Annotated in this window: 23 protein-coding genes; 8 read left to right on the top strand and 15 right to left on the bottom strand. The window is 54.0% G+C overall.

Translation table 11 applies throughout. From position 1 onward, the window contains the following. On the bottom strand, positions 1–711 hold the full coding sequence (locus BA066_00370; GenBank protein RDD54239.1) for a metallophosphoesterase: 711 nt from the start codon (positions 709–711) through the stop codon (positions 1–3). A 61-nt stretch (positions 712–772) separates the two neighbouring features. Here BA066_00370 and BA066_00375 point away from each other — a divergent pair, with 61 nt between their 5' ends. The 3 genes from BA066_00375 (at position 773) to BA066_00385 (ending at position 1,797) form a co-directional block, all read left to right on the top strand. Then, complete coding sequence (locus BA066_00375; GenBank protein ID RDD54240.1) at positions 773–1,027, top strand: DUF504 domain-containing protein; 255 nt, start codon at positions 773–775, stop codon at positions 1,025–1,027. Between the two features lie 37 nt (positions 1,028–1,064). Then, a complete protein-coding gene (locus BA066_00380) occupies positions 1,065–1,466 on the top strand; it encodes a disulfide bond formation protein B (protein RDD54241.1) in 402 nt (133 codons plus the stop codon). An 85-nt stretch (positions 1,467–1,551) separates the two neighbouring features. Continuing rightward, positions 1,552–1,797, top strand: a complete 246-nt coding sequence (locus BA066_00385; GenBank protein RDD54242.1) for a hypothetical protein — start codon at positions 1,552–1,554, stop codon at positions 1,795–1,797. 99 nt (positions 1,798–1,896) lie between these two features. Here BA066_00385 and BA066_00390 read toward each other — a convergent pair whose 3' ends face one another. From BA066_00390 to BA066_00410, 5 genes are all read right to left on the bottom strand, one after another. Then, positions 1,897–2,877 (bottom strand): pyruvate ferredoxin oxidoreductase, encoded by a 981-nt coding sequence (locus BA066_00390; protein RDD54243.1) that lies wholly within the window; start codon positions 2,875–2,877, stop codon positions 1,897–1,899. Next, entirely contained in the window at positions 2,877–4,121 is a 1,245-nt protein-coding gene (gene porA / locus BA066_00395; protein RDD54244.1) for a pyruvate ferredoxin oxidoreductase, read from the bottom strand. Before porA ends, BA066_00390 begins: the two co-directional genes overlap by 1 nt. A 6-nt stretch (positions 4,122–4,127) precedes the next feature. Then, positions 4,128–4,403, bottom strand: coding sequence for a 4Fe-4S dicluster domain-containing protein (locus BA066_00400; protein RDD54245.1), 276 nt, complete (start codon positions 4,401–4,403; stop codon positions 4,128–4,130). Further along, positions 4,400–4,987: a pyruvate synthase gene (locus BA066_00405; GenBank protein RDD54246.1), complete on the bottom strand. Its 588-nt coding sequence runs from the start codon at positions 4,985–4,987 to the stop codon at positions 4,400–4,402. Before BA066_00405 ends, BA066_00400 begins: the two co-directional genes overlap by 4 nt. A gap of 187 nt (positions 4,988–5,174) precedes the next feature. Beyond that, the gene (locus BA066_00410) at positions 5,175–5,735 is read right to left on the bottom strand and encodes a hypothetical protein (protein ID RDD54247.1); all 561 of its coding nucleotides are present in this window, start codon (positions 5,733–5,735) and stop codon (positions 5,175–5,177) included. A gap of 112 nt (positions 5,736–5,847) precedes the next feature. Here BA066_00410 and BA066_00415 point away from each other — a divergent pair, with 112 nt between their 5' ends. Both BA066_00415 and surE read left to right on the top strand, forming a co-directional pair. Then, positions 5,848–6,555 carry a hypothetical protein gene (locus BA066_00415; GenBank protein ID RDD54248.1) on the top strand — a complete coding sequence of 236 codons (708 nt, stop codon included), beginning with the start codon at positions 5,848–5,850 and terminating at the stop codon, positions 6,553–6,555. Then, complete coding sequence (surE, locus tag BA066_00420; GenBank protein ID RDD54249.1) at positions 6,545–7,429, top strand: 5'/3'-nucleotidase SurE; 885 nt, start codon at positions 6,545–6,547, stop codon at positions 7,427–7,429. Before BA066_00415 ends, surE begins: the two co-directional genes overlap by 11 nt. Here surE and BA066_00425 read toward each other — a convergent pair. Genes BA066_00425 through BA066_00435 form a run of 3 tightly spaced genes read right to left on the bottom strand, consistent with a single transcriptional unit; the run spans position 7,409 to position 9,602 of the window. Continuing rightward, on the bottom strand, positions 7,409–7,831 hold the full coding sequence (locus BA066_00425) for a DUF296 domain-containing protein (protein ID RDD54250.1): 423 nt from the start codon (positions 7,829–7,831) through the stop codon (positions 7,409–7,411). The two genes, surE and BA066_00425, sit on opposite strands and share 21 nt — an antisense overlap. Continuing rightward, entirely contained in the window at positions 7,824–8,816 is a 993-nt protein-coding gene (locus BA066_00430; GenBank protein RDD54251.1) for a prohibitin family protein, read from the bottom strand. The genes BA066_00425 and BA066_00430 overlap by 8 nt, the downstream gene beginning before the upstream one ends. Before the next feature lie 18 nt (positions 8,817–8,834). Next, positions 8,835–9,602 carry a hypothetical protein gene (locus tag BA066_00435; protein ID RDD54252.1) on the bottom strand — a complete coding sequence of 256 codons (768 nt, stop codon included), beginning with the start codon at positions 9,600–9,602 and terminating at the stop codon, positions 8,835–8,837. A 46-nt stretch (positions 9,603–9,648) separates the two neighbouring features. On the opposite strand from BA066_00435, the gene BA066_00440 reads away from it, so the two are divergent. Next, positions 9,649–11,001, top strand: a complete 1,353-nt coding sequence (locus tag BA066_00440) for a hypothetical protein (protein RDD54253.1) — start codon at positions 9,649–9,651, stop codon at positions 10,999–11,001. Between the two features lie 54 nt (positions 11,002–11,055). Here BA066_00440 and BA066_00445 read toward each other — a convergent pair whose 3' ends face one another. From BA066_00445 to BA066_00455, 3 genes are read right to left on the bottom strand one after another with little or no spacing between them, the layout of a single operon-like run. Then, a complete protein-coding gene (locus BA066_00445) occupies positions 11,056–12,072 on the bottom strand; it encodes a DUF354 domain-containing protein (GenBank protein ID RDD54254.1) in 1,017 nt (338 codons plus the stop codon). Continuing rightward, entirely contained in the window at positions 12,069–12,395 is a 327-nt protein-coding gene (locus BA066_00450) for a PadR family transcriptional regulator (GenBank protein ID RDD54287.1), read from the bottom strand. The genes BA066_00445 and BA066_00450 overlap by 4 nt, the downstream gene beginning before the upstream one ends. A gap of 13 nt (positions 12,396–12,408) precedes the next feature. Next, entirely contained in the window at positions 12,409–13,176 is a 768-nt protein-coding gene (locus tag BA066_00455; GenBank protein ID RDD54255.1) for a hypothetical protein, read from the bottom strand. A gap of 62 nt (positions 13,177–13,238) precedes the next feature. Here BA066_00455 and apgM point away from each other — a divergent pair, with 62 nt between their 5' ends. Beyond that, entirely contained in the window at positions 13,239–14,534 is a 1,296-nt protein-coding gene (gene apgM / locus BA066_00460) for a 2,3-bisphosphoglycerate-independent phosphoglycerate mutase (protein ID RDD54256.1), read from the top strand. Here the strand turns inward: apgM and BA066_00465 are convergent. Both BA066_00465 and BA066_00470 read right to left on the bottom strand, forming a co-directional pair. After that, a complete protein-coding gene (locus tag BA066_00465) occupies positions 14,500–15,489 on the bottom strand; it encodes a TIGR00269 family protein (GenBank protein RDD54257.1) in 990 nt (329 codons plus the stop codon). The genes apgM and BA066_00465 overlap by 35 nt on opposite strands. Beyond that, a complete protein-coding gene (locus tag BA066_00470) occupies positions 15,486–15,704 on the bottom strand; it encodes a hypothetical protein (GenBank protein RDD54258.1) in 219 nt (72 codons plus the stop codon). The genes BA066_00465 and BA066_00470 overlap by 4 nt, the downstream gene beginning before the upstream one ends. A 17-nt stretch (positions 15,705–15,721) precedes the next feature. On the opposite strand from BA066_00470, the gene BA066_00475 reads away from it, so the two are divergent. Further along, positions 15,722–16,432 carry an N-acetyltransferase gene (locus BA066_00475; protein ID RDD54259.1) on the top strand — a complete coding sequence of 237 codons (711 nt, stop codon included), beginning with the start codon at positions 15,722–15,724 and terminating at the stop codon, positions 16,430–16,432. Here BA066_00475 and BA066_00480 read toward each other — a convergent pair. Next, a complete protein-coding gene (locus BA066_00480; GenBank protein RDD54260.1) occupies positions 16,408–17,445 on the bottom strand; it encodes a DNA repair and recombination protein RadA in 1,038 nt (345 codons plus the stop codon). The two genes, BA066_00475 and BA066_00480, sit on opposite strands and share 25 nt — an antisense overlap. Positions 17,446–17,450: the final 5 nt, after the last annotated feature.

Below are 17,450 nucleotides of genomic sequence, written 5' to 3' on the forward strand. Positions count from 1 at the left end.
TCACCTCTCGAAGTACTCTTCCATGGTCAACCTCCACTTGGGTGAGATTTCCACAACCTTCCTCCAGAGAGGGAAGGCCACGTTATAAACGGTGGCCCTTCCAACGACGGCGGATCTGGTTCCGTTATGGGAGTGGCCGTGTACCGCTATATCCACTAAACCATCCTGCAGGTATTTCTCAAATCCCCTGTGGCCCAAATACCTCCACGCCCTGGGATTCTCCCCCCTAAGGGTCCTCGTAGTCGTGGCGTAATGAGTGAGTAGTATTGTGATATCAACTTTACCTCTTAATTCCTTAAGCATTTCTCCTAATATAATCACTCTCTCTTCATAAATCTTATCTATGTTTGGTATTTTCCTCCTCTGCCAGACTGTGGGGAGCTCGAGACTACCCCTGGAGCCAACTACCCCCACCATTATATCATCTATCCTCAGGATGGCTCTCTCATCGTCTAGAAAGGACACCCTCGTTAAGTTTCTTCTTAACTCATCCTTCAGATCATCGAACTCGTCATTCCCGAACACGGCGATCATCTTGGCACCTGTGCTAGACAGTATGTCCACCACCTCGCCGTAGTACTCTATCCTTCCCCTGTCCACTATGTCTCCCGCTAGCAGAAGGAGATCCGCTGTTCCACAGTCGCTGAAAGCTTCCCTCAGCTCCTTTAGGAAGACCGGAGCATGCACGTCGGACAAAGCCAGTATCCTCATTTAATAACCCCCATCGGCATGCACCAGCTCCCCTTTTTATACGCACTTCCATTGAGCTCCTGTGAGAAAAGGCGAGATCCGCCTGATCCTTGAGTCGATGATATGGGATGCCAGGAACAGGAGGGAAGATTACAGGATACTCTTCAGAGATAGGGGCATGCCCAACGACATCAGCGAAGTCCGAGGGGATGAGATAGAAGTTAAATCGGACAGAATAGTGCTGAGAGATGGAAGGGAGATACCCCAACATAGGATAGTGGCGATATGGAGGGGTGATGAACTGCTCTACTCGAGGGGGGGTTCATCGAACTTTTAGGAAATTTTTTTAAGCTGTTTAGACGCGTGATCCGGCGATGAACTCCCATAAGAGCATCATGCTCCTGGGAATATCGCTCGCGATCGTCGGAGAAATCATAAGTTTTTATACGGAGTACGTTTTGTTGGTTAGTCCATGCTTCGCATGCTACGTTTTGAGGTATAGCTACCTCTCCTTGATTGGCTTACAGCTGATATCGATGAGATGGAGGAAGCTGACCATGTTGACCGTGATGCTGTCCGCATTCATAGTTTTGGTGTCCCTTAACGGGGTATTAGGTTACATGAACTACACTTCTAGCCCCTGCATCGAGGCATGCCCTTACGAAGGGGATCTCAGTATAGGCTTCAGGCTATTCTCCCTCTCGCTGGTCGGCGGGGTGGTGGAGCTCCTCTTGATGCTGCAGGCCCTGAGGCTGGCTCGCAGGGGAGTGGGGTAGATCACCGACGATCGCCTCTCTCATGCGGAAACGGCAGCGAAATGTATATATAGGTCCCTCGAGCTCCTGGGGATCGGTGGAGACTTTGCCGGAGATAGTCTGCCCCGTATGTGGCTATGAATTTTACCTGGACGAGGATGACTACGAGGGAGAGATACAGTGCCCCAGTTGCGGGACTCTGCTGGAAGTCACTATAGAGAGGGGGGACGTGAAGGACATCGTGCCCCTGGAGGAGGGCTTGGAGGAGGAAGAGTGGCTCGACGATGAGGACTTCTGGGAGGAGGGTGAGGAGGAGAGCTTCTGGGAGGAGGAAGAAGAGGAGGAATTCTGAGGGATACCGTCTCAACTTTCTTTATTGCACTGAAGCTAAGGATGGTCATCTAGAAGATAGGAATTACCGGAAAAAGTAAAAGTAGAGGGGAGTTATAGTTTAAAATCCAGCCTTCTTGAGGAGGAGCTCCCATTCCCTGTCCACCCACTCTTGGAACCTCTCGAGCATCCACTTGTTCTCGGGTCTGAACATGTGCCTGAACCTGGCCTGCAGCTTTAAGTACTCCTCAACAGGCTTCTTCCTATCTGGATTCTTCGCTATAGCCAGGCTGGGACCTGTCAACTTGTACTGTCCATTCTCAACCTCATAAAGCGGGAAGACGCATGTCTCAACCGCTAACTTCATTATCTTGACGGTCTCCGCAGTCTCAGAGCCCCAGCCCAGCGGGCAGGTGGAGAACGCGTGTATGAATACCGGTCCCTCGGCCTCAAATCCCTTCCTGAACTTCACCAGCGCGTCGTTCCAGTAGGCAGAGGAGACTGTTGCAGCGTAAGGTATCCTGTGGGCCACCATTATGTCAACTATGGGCTTCTTGAACTGAACCTTCCCCTTTATGACACTCCCTACTGGGGTCGTCGTGGTCCTGGCCCCGAAGGGGGTGCCGCCGGATCTCTGGATGCCCGTGTTCATGTATGCCTCATTATCGTATAGGACGTAGAGGATCTTGTCACCTCTCTCAAAAGCCCCGGATATCGCTTGAAGTCCTATATCATACGTACCGCCATCTCCACCGAGCACGACCACGTCGTAATCCAGCTCCACGTCGGGATCATTCTCAAACCTCTTAGCCATGAAGAGCTTCTTTCTAGCGGCCTCTATCCCAGATCCCACCGCAGCCGCGTTCTCAAACGCATTATGAGCCCAGGGAACGTTCCAAGACGTGTATGGGAATATCGAGGTGGCCACCTCAACGCAGCCGGTCGCGTTAACGAAGACCACCGGCTTCCTGGCGGCCATCATTATCTGCCTAATTATGATTGGAGCCCCACAGCCAGCACAGAGCCTATGACCTGACTCGAAGGGTCTAGTCTGCATCTCCTTCCTCGCGAGCTCCTTGATGTCCGGTCTCCACGTGGACATCACTCCCTCACCCCCACGTATCTCACAACAGGAACCTCCGGTTCCGCCCTCGCGGAGAGGAGCTCCTCGTAGATCTTCCTTATCAGGCTATGCGGCAGGTCCCTTCCTCCCAACCCATATATGTAGTCATGCACTATGGGTCTCGAGGGGAGACCGTAGAGGGCTGACCTTACCTCCGTGAAGAGAGGGCCGCCCTCCCCACCGAAGCTTATGCATCTGTCGAGTACGCCGACCGCATGAAACTCAGATAACTCCTTCCTGAGGTGATCCGCTGGGAATGGTCTGAAGACCCTGAGCCTGATGGCGCCGACCTTCTTTCCCTCACTTCTGAGATCATCTACGATCTTCCTAACGACGCTCATCGTGGAAGATAGTCCCAGGATTACTACGTCAGCATCCTCTGTCCTGTAGGGAACCATGAAAACCGGATCGTAGGATCTCCCACTTATCTCACCGAACTCCCTGTGAACCCTCTCTATTATCGGGAAAGTCTCCTTCATCGCCTCATTCTGCTGCACCTTGTGTTCGAAGTAGTAGTCGTACAGGTCCAGGGGCCCGAAAGTTATCGGATACTTGGGATTGAGCATTAGAGGTATCTCCTTATCACCATGTATCCTGGGGAGCTTGATCCTGGGGATCCTCCTCACACCAACGAATTCCGAGACGACATCGTCCGGGAGCACGGAGACGTTCTGGAGAGTGTGAGATATCGTGAAACCGTCCAAAGTCACCATCACAGGGAATAGGGACTCCTCAGCTATTCTGAACGCCATTATCGTGTTGTCATATGCTTCCTGAGCATCCTCACTGTATATCTGTATCCAGCCGGAGTCCCTAGCTCCCATGGTATCGCTATGATCATTATGTATGTTTATCGGGGCACTCAATGCCCTGTTGACGACAGCCATGACGACTGGTGTCCTAGTGGATGCTGTTATGTATAAAATTTCCCACATCAGTGCCAGTCCGTTGGCCGCCGTTGCCGTGAATGCCCTCGCACCCGCTAAGGCCGCCCCCCACGCTGCGCTCAACGCGCTGTGTTCGCTCTCCACATGGATGAACTCGGCGTCCATCTCACCGTTGTTCACGAACTCTGAGATCCTTTCAACTATTATTGTTTGTGGAGTTATAGGGTAAGCAGACACTACGTCAACGTTACTCTGCTTTACGGCCCAAGCAACAGCTTCATCGCCGTTAAGGGCCATCATTGTCTGCTCAACCTTCTTCAAGATTGCCATACACATCCCCCCTCAGACCCTCACCATCTGAATGGCTTTCGTTGGACACTCGACCTCACAGATCCCGCAGCCCTTGCAGTGATCTAAATCGGGTACCGGAACGCTCTCACCGTCCCACCTGTAAGCGCCATCAGGGCAATACATCCAACATAAGCCACACTTGATGCACTTCTTCTCATCTATCTTGGGCTGGAAGACGGCCCACTCACCGGTGGGATACTCCTTGCTGCTCAGGAAAGCCACGGCCCCTATGGGGAGATCCCTCCACCCCAAGAGTTGGGAGCTCATGCTCTAATCACCTCCCTCGCGCGATCCACCCTCGACTCCTTAATAGCCCTTCTCATGGCGTTTATGTTCTTCTGACCCACCTCCCCTGGCCATCTCCACCTTATTCCCTCCTCCAAGTACTCCACAGGCAGTAGGTCTGTCGCTGCTAGGAGCAGGCCTAGCATGGTCGTGTTGGGGGATGCCCTCCCGATCTCCTCAAGGGCTATCGTCGTCGCATCGACGCTCCAGATCTCGAACCTGTCCGGTAGGCCCAGCTGAGATCTTAGAGAGGAGGGTTCCTCCTCGGAGTTGGCTAGGAACTTACCACCGGGCTTCAATCCCTCGATAAGCGATGAAACATACCTGGGCTTCACTAGGCTGGGGTCTATCACTATGACGACATCGGGTTCATAGATGGGACCCCTCTCCACTATGGGCTTATCATCTATCCTGTTGAATGCCGTCACGGGTCCTCCCAGCCTCTCGGGTCCGAACTGAGGGAAGGATTGCGCGTACTTGCCAGCCTTTATTGCAGCGTAAGCGAGGACCGCGGAGCCGCTCCAGACCCCCTGACCCCCTCTCCCATGCCATCTTATCTCCATCAAGGCGAGGTCACCACAGTTAAAGGAGCGGCTTAAGGTAAAAAGTTATCTGGAACGGCCGCCGCGAACGCGGGAGAGAGCGTTCCATGATTGGTTTTTAAACGGGAACTCCTTTGGCGAATTTACTTCAATCCGGTATAAAATTCAAAAATATTCCAATGTAGGAGCTTATACCGAGAGCATTAAGTGCTCAATCAAGGGACCTCCTCCTCAATTCAACGACCAATAGCGAGAAGGATAGTGCCGTTGAGATCTCTGTGACTGGTCCTATCATGAAGACGCTCCCCCCACCGGTTGGAAGGAAAAGCCCGATGATCCCCATAATCAGCGAGTGGAGAGGAGCTAATCCGAAAGCCATATAAAGTATCCAAGATGTCAGTATGTCGTAGGCCAGAGTCAGAATGTAAGATAGCAGGAATGCCATGCCCCAGCCGAGGCTCACCCTCCCAAGGATGCCCATGATGGATCCGGCGAGTCCTGCGATGAGACCATCGACGAGTGTCCAGAGACCAATTCCCAAGAAGGCATCTGAGGCCAAGAAGGATAGAAAACCAACGATTAAGCCCATTGATGCACCATCGAGGCAGCCAGCCAGCATCGTGAAGAGTAGGGGCAGGTTAATCACCTGCATAGGCCCTATCAGGAGGTGCTTCGCTATCCTAGTGAGGACACCCAAAGACACCCAGATGCCCGCTCTCGAGACGATTCTGGAGGAGGCTCCCTCATGGGGGCTTTTCGACATCCCCAGCACCCTATCATCTCCTTGGATGGATTATCTATCCAAAATATTTAAATCCCGCGGTGCGATCATCTAACCTCAGTGAGGTTTAAATAGACCCTTTTCCCCGGAGCCCGGTGAACGCATGGGATCCAAAGGGAGGATAATAGATGAGCAGACGGCTGCTCAGCTCAGGGCGAGATTCGAATCGGAGATGATGAGGCCGATTGATATCATCCTGCTGAAGGGTCTGGGGAACGATGAATACTCCGATTGGGTGGAGGAGCTGTTGGCAGAGCTGAGGGATCTGTCGGAAATGATAGAGGTGGAGATCGTGGACGTGAGAATGGAGCCTCACGCACTTGAGGAATACGGAGTCACTAGGACCCCTACGATACTGCTCGATCCCAAGAGGGGCTACAGGATAAGGTACACGGGGGCGCCCATAGGATATGAGGCATGGGCTTTCGTCGAAACCATGATCCTGCTGAGCAGGGATGACAGCGCTTTGAGTGAGAGGACCAGGGAGATCCTGAAATCAGCACGTAAGTATGATGCTGATGTTCAAATAATCACCTTCGTCACGCCAACATGCCCCTACTGTCCCTATCAGGTACTCCTCGCCAACAAGTTCGCGATAGAACTGAAGGGAATAGTGGAGGCGAATTGCGTGGAAGCCTACGAGAATCCCGACCTAGCGGACAGGTATCAGGTCTCCGCAGTTCCCCATAACATCATATCCGTTAAGGAAGATGGCACGGAGGAGGTCTTGGACGTATCTGTGGGATCCCAGCCGGAGGAGAAGTACGCTATGGATCTCGTCAGGGCCCTGAGGTCCAAGTATGGAGAGTGAAATACTACTCACAAACGATGACGGCATACACTCAGCATCTTTCAGGGCCTTCTGGATAGCGCTACTAGAGGAAAAAGTCGGTAAGGTGACGGCAGTAGTACCGGAGCATGAGATGAGCGCCGCGGGCAAGGGGATAACCCTTCACAAGCCTCTCAGGATTAGGAAGCTAGCGGTCAGGGTGGGAAACTTCGGTTACAGGGAGGCCTACATCATTAGCGGGACGCCCGGGGATGCGGTCACGGTCGCTCTCAAGTTCATAATGAACTCAACACCGGAGGTCGTGGTCTCCGGAATAAACGTGGGCGACAACATAACCTTGGATAACATATTCACCAGCGGCACTATAGCGGCGGCCCTCCAGGCAGCGATCGCGGGCATAAGATCCGCGGCCTTCAGCGTTGAGGTGCCTGGGGGGCAGCTGAGCAGACCCGTTGAGAGGTTCAAGATACAGGCCAGGATAGCGGCTGAGATAACGGACTGGATGATCAGGAGGGGACTGCCCGAGGGGGTTGACCTGCTCAACGTGAACTTCCCCTACAGGATATCGGTGGACACCCCCGTGAGGGTGACCAGGCTGGGCAGGGTCAAGTACGAGAATTACGTGCTCGAGAGGATCGATACGAGGGGAAATCCGTACTATTGGCTGGGAGGGAACCCGGTCCCTGTGTCGGAAAGGGACAGGGGGACTGATCTATATGCACTGACCGTGGAGAGGGCCGTCTCGATAACCCCAATATCCTTAGATATGAGCGTCAGCATAATCGACTGCGAGGACCTGATCAGAAAGAGGAGAGAAGCCCTAGAAGAGCTTCAGCAGCTGGCGGATGATCTGATGGATTTATTGAAGGAGATATCAGACATTCAGAAGGGTTAGGCCGCCTCTAACTATATCCCTCAAGAGTTCTCCCTCAAGCTCGAATATAGCAACCTCAACGGTCCCTCCGACGTATCCCTCGACGAGATGACCGGCCAGAGTTCTCCTCTCATCCCCAATAACGACGTGTATGTGGGCGAAGGGCTTGCCATCCTTGAGGCTGATGTTTCCGATCAACGAGGCCAGCTCTAGGGGCTCATCTATCTCCATCGTCCTGTAGCTCTGGGTGGCTGGATCGAAGAACGCTATCTTGCTCCTTGAGAGCAAACCCAGGCCCACTAGGATTGCGCTTCTGATGCCTCTCTCCTCACAAGCGCGGAGTATCTCCTTCACTACCTCCTCCCCCTCATCGACCCTGAGCACGTGGATATTCCTCAGCCCGAAGGTCCTCAACCTAACCACCTCCTCGGACCGGGTAGATTATGGGTGCGCTCCCCCCACCCGTTATTATCACTGTGGCGTTCGACTTGGACACGTCCTTCAATCCCTCCATATAGACTATGAGCGTTGCTATTTCCTCCGGCTTAGCCCCTTTACTTACCAAAATCTCAACAATTTTGGCAGTAGTGTTCGCCAATATTAACCTTGCTCTAGCCTCCCCCTCGGCCTCGAGTATCTTAGCAGTGGCGCTCGCATTGGCCAGTACGAGGGTCCTGTTCCTCTCGAAGTAAGCCGCTATCATCCTCTGCTGAGATGTCAGCTTATCCTGTATGGCCTTGAGGAACTCAGGAGGCAACCTTATGTTCCTCACGTAGACCTCATCTATTATTATCCCCCCTCCCGTCGTCGGATCCCTGCTCAATGAGGATTGTAACGCCTCGAAGATCTCCGCGCCTATTCTTCCCCTTACCAGGGGAACCTCAGCGGCTTCATAGTTGGAGATTATGTTCCTACAGACCTGCCTTATCGAAGGCACCAGAAGCTTATCCTTATAATCAATCGCGGGGTAGTTCCTCACTATCGTGGGCACGGAGCTCGGGGACACGTGCCACCTCACCGTCAGGTCCACCCAAGCCTGAAGACCATCCTTGGTAAGGGTCTCAACGGCCGGATAGTCACCTATAGCACCTCCATAGCCGTACGTGGTCGCGTTAACATCCGTCCACATGTGTAGAGCATCGCTGGCCACATAGATCTTCTTCAACGATTGCCAGGGCATCTTGAGGGCTATCCTCGGGCCTACTATGGGGTCGGATATCTGGCCCGTCAGGGGATCCACTGTCACGGCCGCGTATCCTAGATCGACAACGTATACGCTGAGATATGAGATCAAGAGGAAGATCAGCACGAGGAAGGCAGCGATCAATATTCTAGCACTAGGTCTGCCCCTGATCGGTATCTCCGGGGCGTAGACAGGTATCTCATCATCACCTCTCCTGGGCACGATTTCACCTCCCTAGACTCACTATCCATGGTAAGGCAGCTCCCTCTCCTCCTCCCTGTACTCAACCTCTGGCAGCTTTATCTCCTCCCTAGCCACCTCCTCATGAATCTCGGCCTCCCTCTCGAGATCACTCAGATCCAGTGTCAGATCGAACAATTTGGAGAGGACCTCAAGAACCATCTTAGATGCTTTGGGATCCGGAAAAGCACCGTTAGTCGTCCCTAGGAGGCAGGCGCTTGTCATCCCCCTGAGATCAGCTAGGCCCACGAGCAGACCGGCCGCGCCGGTGACGTAGCCCCCTGTGAGGGGCTTCACCCCGACCTCGCTGAGCTTCCTCATGAACTCCTCATCGTTGGTGCAGGCGAACACCCCTTTGACCTCAGGGGATCCGGGGACATAGCCACCCATGGTTATCACGATCCTCACTCCCAGATGTTGCGCATAATCTAGAACGAGCTCCCCTATCTCGTACTGACCGAACACCGTCGGCTGGACGTCAGACGTCAGAACTATGAGATCGCAGCATTTCCCCCTCACTAGGTAAAGGTCATAACTCTGAGGTATGATGTCACCATCGTCCACCCTCACCCCCGAGGTCCCGTCGGGCAGGGGCAGATAATCGCTATATATGGAGGCTATTTTCTCAGACTCGAGATTTTCTATGAGGTAATTTGCAGCTATCTTCCCGACTAGACCTAGTCCTGGTACGCCTTGCACCAGGACCGGGTTCCTCGGCTTGACTTCCTTCACCTTAACGAGCTCCAAGTACCCCAAGCGATGACACCTCAACTATAATAGATATAAATAACAGGCTTAAAAAAGGGAGGCTCAGAGGGTGGTTCTCATGGAGTACGTTGTGATAGGTCACGGCACGGCCGGTCAGACAGCGGCCGCAGTCCTGAAGAAAGTGGATCCGGAATCTCAAGTTACTGTGATCGAGAAAGGAAGACATGTGGCCATACATCCCTGCTCGCTTCCTATGGTGCTCAGCGGTAGGTTGTCCCTGGCCGAAGTTGAGGAGAGGGTACCGAGGGGTAAGGTGGATTTGATCTCGGGTAGCGAGGCCAAGAGGATAGACAGGGAAAGGAAAGTCGTCTACTTCATCAAAGATGGATCTCTGGAATCGATAGGCTATGATAGAGTTATCCTAGCGACAGGCCTGAGGCCGATAGTGCCGAGAGTGGAAGGCATCGATCTAGAGGGAGTAGGCACCGTATGGGATCTGGAGAGTGTGAGCGATCTTCTCAGACAGCTGGGCAACAAAGTGGTGGTCGTGGGTGGCAGCGCCACGGGCATAGAGGTGGCATCCGAGCTCGCTAGGACGGGGAGGGAGGTCACGCTGATAGAGGCGACGGAGCAGCTGATGCCGGGGAAGGTCGATCCACCGATCTCATCTCTCGTGATGAAAGCGCTGAACGATTTGGGGGTTAAGGTGATGCTGAAGACCCCCATGGAGAGACTTGAGGGATCTGGGGGGAAGCTGACACACGTGGTCACTCCTAAGGGTGCGATCGAGGCTGATACAGCCGTAGTGGTTATAGGCGCGAGGCCCGATGTGAGCGTGGCCTTGGAGTCGGGGCTGCGTATAGGGGAGACCGGTGGGGTCAAGGTGGACGAGTACATGTTCACCTCAGATCCTTACGTCCTGGCTGCTGGTGATGTGGCCGAGGTGAGGGATTTCGTCACAGGAATGCCAACCTTAACTGGACTAGCTTCCACTGCGCTTGTTCAGGGGAGGATCGCCGCTGAGAATGCTGCAGGAGGGAGAGTTAAATATCCTGGCGCATTATCCCCGTTCCTAGTGCCAGTCGGGGATCGCTTCTTCGGAGGAGTCGGTCTCTCAGCGAGCAGGGCTGAGGCCCTCTCCATTGACTACCTGGCCTTCAGGTTCTCCGGTGCGGATCTACCCAGGTATATGGGAGGGAGGGACAACGTGGTGATCTGGATGGTCACGGATAGAGAGGGCAGGGTGCTGGGAGCTCAGGTCTTCGGGAGGAGGGGTGTCAGGGAAAGGATACTATTCCTTACGGCGGCCATCTATGCGAACTTCAAGGTGCAGGACATCAGGATAATGGAGTTCGCTTACCAGCCGGAGGTTTGCGATGTAGTGGAGCCGATAGCGACGGCCGCCGAGGGAATGTATAGGAAATATCTATCACCAAGAGGAGATCTATCAGAAATCTCCTGAGATTAGATTAGGGCGAAGCCGAGGACTTTCACGTCAACTTGGGGTGATACTGATCTAGCCGCTCGCCACCACACTCTTCACGATCTCCCTGGGATCCTCTAGGTTCCTCAGCAGGGATCTCGTATCCCTTACGTAGGAGTCGGGATCCCTCAGGATGGTCCTCACTATGCTCACGGCCTCCTCATAGGAGCTCGCTCTCCATATAGGGAAGCCCATGTCCCTCAAGTAGTCATTGACGTATAGCTTTGTATTCAGTGGGAAGATGCATAGGGAAGGTGTGCCCAAGAGGGCCGATTCCCTCGCCATGGTGCCCCCTCCGGTCACGACCATGGCGACCCTCCTGAATAGATCCAAGGTATCTACAGCGCTCTCCAACACGGTCACCCTATCACCATAGATCTCCCTTATGACCCTGGCCTGCTCCCCATACCTCGGCTTCACTACCACATCGGCTCCGCACTCCAAAATGACCCCTATGAGCTTAAGGGAGAAGCCCTCCCTGCCCAGCATGTAAGAGGCGCCGCTTTCCTCCGGCCTGATGAAGACCTTGAACTCTCTATTAGCGCTAATTCCGCCTTCCAAGTGATCCTTCACCCATGCTATCTCGTCCACTCCATTGTAAGGGATGAGGGAATCCTCAGAGGCGCCAAGCTTTATCATCTCATCCTTTGGAATCGCTGCAGGATAAATTACCCTCCAGGAGAGTGGGAGGGTGAGTCTACCGACATGATAGGAGTGAGGGGAATCGTTCATCGTGATGGACCTTATCGAGAGACCGTAGGCCACCCTGATGGCCTCCGGTGATGAGAGAGATATCAGGAAATCTGGCTCGTACTGTGTGACAAATTCTGTGAGAAGCTTCACTCTATCAGCATAATAGATTAGCTTCTCCATCAAATTTCTTGAGGAATATTTCCCTATTTGGAGGAAATTGACGCCGAGTTTCCTGAGCAGCTCCACGGACTCAGGATAGTCCTTCACGGTGATCACGTAGTCTGCTCCTATGCTTCTCGCTATCGACGACATAAGCCTCGCTTGCTTCGGTGTCGTCACATCCAGCCAGATTCTCATCCTTTACCCTCTCCTTTGAGGGATTCCAGAGTCCTCTCTAGGAACTGGAGGCCCTTTTCGAGGAGCTTCACTCCGGACTCCGTTATCTCATAATAGTTCCTCATTTTCCCCGTGTCCTCCCCTCTCCTAACAGAAACTTTCACATATCCCTTACTTCTGAGGGATCTCATCACCATGTAAGCGGTCACCCTGGCCGGTTTCCAGCCGAACCTCTTCTCTATGAGCTCCGATATCTCATAAGGATAGGCGGGCCTCTCCTTGAGTATCGAGAGAACGTATATCCAGAGGTTCTCCTTCGTGAGTTTCTCCTCTAGCCTCTGCAGGGGAGCCGGAGCCTTACCCGACGTACTCCGTTGACTCACTTCCCTCACCCTGAAGTCCCTGTTCCTCCCTTATCCTCCTCTCGATCTCCCTCAGTATCTCACTCTTTATCTTATCTATCTCCTCTATCTGCCTGTCGAGGGACTCGAAATCCAGGTTGAGCGAGAAAACCGAGTCCAGCGATTGTAGGACTCTCTTAGCAGCTCTGGGGTCGGGAGAGTAATCCGGTGAAACCCCACTCACCACGACGCTGTTGATTCCCTTTATCTTTGCGACGCCAAGCACGGAGCCTGCAAGTCCCACGACCACCTTTATGAGGTCCTCCTTCGTGGCATCCGCCTCCAAGAAAGCTCTAAGAAGCTCCCCATCATTCCCAAAGACAATAACCTTCCCTGCAGCGCTCTCCTCAACGAATCCCGTTATCACGATTATCCTCCTCACGCCCATATTGGAGAGGGCCTTCAGTATCTCGTTGGCTATCTCCATCGATCCCCAAGGTACGGGTTGGACGTCGCTTGTCACCAGTATTAGGGGAGGATCCTTGAGCTGGAAGACCGACACGGAGGGAAGTGAGAACTTCCCATCCTCCGTGATGGAGATCCCAACCATGTTATTGGGGAAGATCAGGTACTCCGAGAATATCCTCATCACAGGCACGGCTCTCTTCTCCCTCACCAAATAGGTTATCACCTGCTCCCCGACGTTAGCGACGCCCGGAAAGCCTATTATGGCTGTCTCTGCACCCACCGGCTTGGACATCTCCACTACCTTCATCCATCCCATCTGCGGCCCCACATCACCCGCGGGGATCACTTATTAAAAGGAAGCGATGCCGGGATATCCCCATGAGGAGGGTGCTCCTTCTCATAATAGACGGGATAGGAGATAGACCATGCCCCTCCTTGAGGTGGTTGACGCCTTTACAGGCCGCTGACATCCCCAACATGGATCTAATGGCGGCGAAGGGCATCTTGGGCATGATGCATCCGATAGCCCCGGGAGTCCCGCCCGGTAGCGACTCGGGCCACCTGTCAATATTCGGCTACGATCTGGAGAGGGAGTATCCAGGCAGGGGGGCTTTCGAGGCCCTGAGCGAGGGCATAGAGTGGGAGGGGATAACCTTCAGAGCGAATTTCGCGACAGTCAGGGAGGAAAACGGAAAGCTCATTGTTGTTGATAGGAGGGCAGGGAGGATAGATGGAGAGGACGCCTCATCACTGGCCTCGGAGCTCAGGGAGGTGCATCTCCTCAATGGGGAAGTCAAGGCGAGATTCATCCATACTTTAGAGCATAGGGGCTTCCTTCTGCTCCAGGGTGAGGGCTTATCCAGTCGTGTGACTGACGTAGATCCCCACGAGGAGGGCTACTACGTACTGGAGCCTAAACCCATTGAGGAGAGTGCTGCGAGGACTGCAGAGGCCGTCAAGGAGTTCCTGAGGGTATCTTACGAGATACTGAGGGATCACGAGGTTAACAGGAGGAGGGTGGTCGAGGGCAAGAGGCCGGCCAATTTCATCCTTCTCAGGGGGGCCTCCGGCCCCGTGAAGCTTGAGCCCTTCTCAGCTAGGTGGGGGTTCAGACCCGCTGCCGTGGCCGCGGGCCCCATGTACAAGGGCATAGCCAGGGCGTTGGGATTCGAGGTTTTCCATCCCCAAGGAGCGACGGGTCTGCCAAACTCCGACTTCTCCGCCAAAGTGAGTAAAGCCCTAGACCTACTGGATGAATTCGATTTCGTTTACGTCCACATGAAGGGTACGGATGTGGCCTCTCACAACAGGGATCCCGAGCTTAAGGTTAAGGTCTTGGAGAGAATAGATACAGCGATGGAGCCCCTGACGGACCCGCCTGAGGATCTACTTATCGTCGTGACAGGTGATCACGCGACCCCCTGCTCCTTGGGTAAGCACTCAGGAGACCCCGTGCCCGTGCTGTTCTACGGTAAGGGTCTCCCCAGGGACGACTCATCGAACTTCCACGAGCTGGACGCTCAAGTTGGTGGCCTTGGATGGTTCTCGGGATCCAGCATGATGCAGTTGATACTCAATTACTCCGACAGGGCATTGGAGTACGGTCTGAGGCCGCTACCCGAGGCCAGGGCCTTCATACCTAAGATGGAAATGCTGAGCCCGCTACTCTTCTGATTGGATCCAGCCTGATGCTTATCTTCTCCTTCATCCCCATGAGAAGGGAGGCCTCCTCCCTGAACTGGCAGGCCTTGCAGGTATCTGATGTCGTGGGTTCGCCGCAGATGGAGCACCTACCCACTGTAACACCGATTTCAATTTTGGAGGAGATCCTCTCAAGGAACCTGAGGGCTCTCAGTTTCGCTCCTGGTTCCGAGTCCTCGATACGATCTATTTCCCTCCTAACCCCTATCCTCATCCCTTGGGCCATGGGGCACTTCCCCAGGTGGGCTGGTATCCCAAGAGCCACCACCAGGCTGGCTATTTCCCTCTCATAAACGTACTTAAGGGGTCTGACCCTCGGAACAAGCCCCTCCTCATACTTCCTCTCATGCCTCATCACCTTCGCGAACGCGTTCAGATCCCCCCTGATTAGGTTCATCAGGGAGGTCTGGATCAGGTCATCCAGATTATGACCCGTGACGACAACAGTGGCTCCACTCTCCCTGGCCACAGCGTTTATTATCTGTCTTCTAAGCACTCCGCAGTACGTGCAGGCGTTCCTCTTCCAATCCTTGGGTATGGCCGACCTCAGGTCCTCGATGGAGAAGCCTAGGACCTCGCTCATCTGAACGGTTATGTGATTGACCCCGAGTCTCTCAGCCAACCTCTTCGCCAGCTCCACTGAGGCCCTCCTGTAGAGGGTCCCCTCATCCACGGTTACTGAGACAATCCTTGTCCCTAATTCCTTAGCCCTGTCTGAGAACTCCTTAGTTAAAAGGAGGGCGAGTGAGCTGTCCTTTCCCCCCGAGTGCGCCACCATGATCCTATCGTCCTGCTGAAGCTCGCTCCTAAGGACGGACCAGGCCCTCCTCCTTATCGAGTTCATGAGGCAGTCCGTGCAGAGGGAGGCCCCTATCAGGTGATTCGTGTATATAGCCTCCTTGGATCTGCAAACATCACAGATCCTCATCCATCCCTCACCGGGCTCTCGTGGTAAGTTATCCTGATCCAAGTGATCAGATCACCTTCCTCCAGGTAACGATCGTCTGAGCACGGCTTACCGTTGATCAAGAGGAGGATCTCCCATCTGCTGAACCCCAGAAGATCATATAGATCGGAAAGTCTGGTATTGGCTGGGAGCTCTACATCATCGCCAGCTATGGAAACTTTTATAGTCTCCCTCATGACCCCCCGGGATCCTCATGTACATATCTAAAAAGGCATCAGTTGATGGGGTCATCTTCGAGGGCGAGGCCACCGTGCTGGGGCCCACGGTCATAGGCAGGGGGAGCATAGTGGGCCTCTACTCCGTGATAGGCTATCCCATCCTGAGGAAGCTGAGGGAATCGGGAGCCGGTCTGGAAGTGTATGACGATATAAGCGAGGGGGCTAGGATAGGGGAGAGGTGTCTCATAAGGAGCAACTCGGTCGTTTACGAGAGGGTCATCATGGGTAACGATGTTCACACGGGTCATTTCGTCCTCATAAGGGAGGACTCCTGGATCGGCGATGGTACTCTTATAGGCACTAGCTCCGTGATAGATGGGAAGGTCAGGATAGGGAGCGGTGTGAGCATACAGAGCGGGGTCTACATACCCCCGATGAGCCTCATAGGGAATAGGGTCTTCCTAGCGCCCTTCGTTGTGATCACCAATGATAAGTACCCGCCAAGTAGGAGGCTACTGGGAGTCGTGGTTGAGGACGAAGCGGTCATAGGAGCCAACTCCGTGCTGGTGTCTGGAGTGAGGATAGGCGAGGGTGCCGTTGTGGCGGCAGGCGCCGTCGTGACGAGGGACGTCCCCCCGGGTAAGGTGGTGATGGGGGCACCTGCTAGGATCGTCGGAACTAGGGATGAGTATGAGAGGAAGAAGAGGGATTACGAGGGAACTCAGACGTCCTCTATTCCTCCTTGAGTTATCGCGATCTCTACGGTCCCTTCGGGTAGATAGGGACTCTTGACCAACTTGACAACCCTCCTGTCCTTCTTCCCCCTCTTTATGTAGAGCCTGGCCGTGACACCGTGACCCAGGACGTGCCCTCCAGCGGGCTTGTTCGGGTCGCCGAAGAAGGCCCCGGGATCAGCTACCACCTGATTGGTAACTATCACCGCCAAGTTGTATCCCAGCGATAGCCTGAGCAGCTTGTGGAGGTACTTGTTGAGCTTCTGCTGCCTCTCCGCGAGGGTCTCCCTGCCCACGTACTCACCCCTGAAGTGGCTTATCAGGGAGTCCACTATTATGAGCCCTATGTCCCTCTCCTTTATGAGTGGCTCAGCTCTCTCAGTCACTATCATCTGGTGATCGCTGGTGAAGGCCCTGGCGTATAATATATTCCTCAATGTTGACTCCGGATCCATCCCAAACCTCTCAGCTATCTGAAGAATCCTCTCGGGTCTGAAGGTACCTTCCGTATCTATGTAGAGAGCTCCCCTTCCTAAACCACCCTTCTCCTCACTCAACTGGACTGTAACAGCCATCTGATGGCAGAATTGGGTCTTACCGGATCCGTAGGGACCGTAAATCTCTGTTATAGACTGGGTCTCCACACCCCCTCCCAGCAGCTCATCAAGGGCCTTTGATCCGGTCGTTATCCTCTGAACTGCCTTTCTCTGCTGGTAGAAATCGTATGCAGACATCACATCTATGTTAAGCCTGTTCCTAGCAGCTTGTATGATCTTCTGGGCCACTGATTCGCTTATGCCTGCGTAAACAGCTAGCTCAGCGGGCGTGGACATGGCTATCGACTCGATGCTCGTGAATCCCGCTTCTCTGAGTCTCCTGGCCGTGGCGGGGCCTACCCCTTCGAGCTCCGTCAGATCATGTCCCTCATCGTATTCGGCCTCGGGTTCATAGTATTCCTCATCGACCTCCCCCAGCTCCCCCTCCTCCTCATCGATCTCCTCCTCACGAACCTTCCTCCTCGGGATGCGGC

This window comes from Candidatus Korarchaeota archaeon NZ13-K (assembly GCA_003344655.1).
Lineage (GTDB): Archaea > Korarchaeota > Korarchaeia > Korarchaeales > Korarchaeaceae > Korarchaeum.

Coding starts and splice junctions, on each gene's coding strand:
- BA066_00370 (RDD54239.1), bottom strand. CDS start 711: ATGAGGATACTGGCTTTGTCCGACGTGCATGCTCCGGTCTTCCTAAAG.
- BA066_00380 (RDD54241.1), top strand. CDS start 1,065: ATGAACTCCCATAAGAGCATCATGCTCCTGGGAATATCGCTCGCGATC.
- BA066_00390 (RDD54243.1), bottom strand. CDS start 2,877: ATGTCCACGTGGAGACCGGACATCAAGGAGCTCGCGAGGAAGGAGATG.
- porA (RDD54244.1), bottom strand. CDS start 4,121: ATGTGTATGGCAATCTTGAAGAAGGTTGAGCAGACAATGATGGCCCTT.
- BA066_00400 (RDD54245.1), bottom strand. CDS start 4,403: ATGAGCTCCCAACTCTTGGGGTGGAGGGATCTCCCCATAGGGGCCGTG.
- BA066_00415 (RDD54248.1), top strand. CDS start 5,848: ATGGGATCCAAAGGGAGGATAATAGATGAGCAGACGGCTGCTCAGCTC.
- surE (RDD54249.1), top strand. CDS start 6,545: ATGGAGAGTGAAATACTACTCACAAACGATGACGGCATACACTCAGCA.
- BA066_00445 (RDD54254.1), bottom strand. CDS start 12,072: ATGAGAATCTGGCTGGATGTGACGACACCGAAGCAAGCGAGGCTTATG.
- BA066_00455 (RDD54255.1), bottom strand. CDS start 13,176: ATGGGATGGATGAAGGTAGTGGAGATGTCCAAGCCGGTGGGTGCAGAG.
- apgM (RDD54256.1), top strand. CDS start 13,239: ATGAGGAGGGTGCTCCTTCTCATAATAGACGGGATAGGAGATAGACCA.
- BA066_00465 (RDD54257.1), bottom strand. CDS start 15,489: ATGAGGATCTGTGATGTTTGCAGATCCAAGGAGGCTATATACACGAAT.
- BA066_00470 (RDD54258.1), bottom strand. CDS start 15,704: ATGAGGGAGACTATAAAAGTTTCCATAGCTGGCGATGATGTAGAGCTC.
- BA066_00475 (RDD54259.1), top strand. CDS start 15,722: ATGTACATATCTAAAAAGGCATCAGTTGATGGGGTCATCTTCGAGGGC.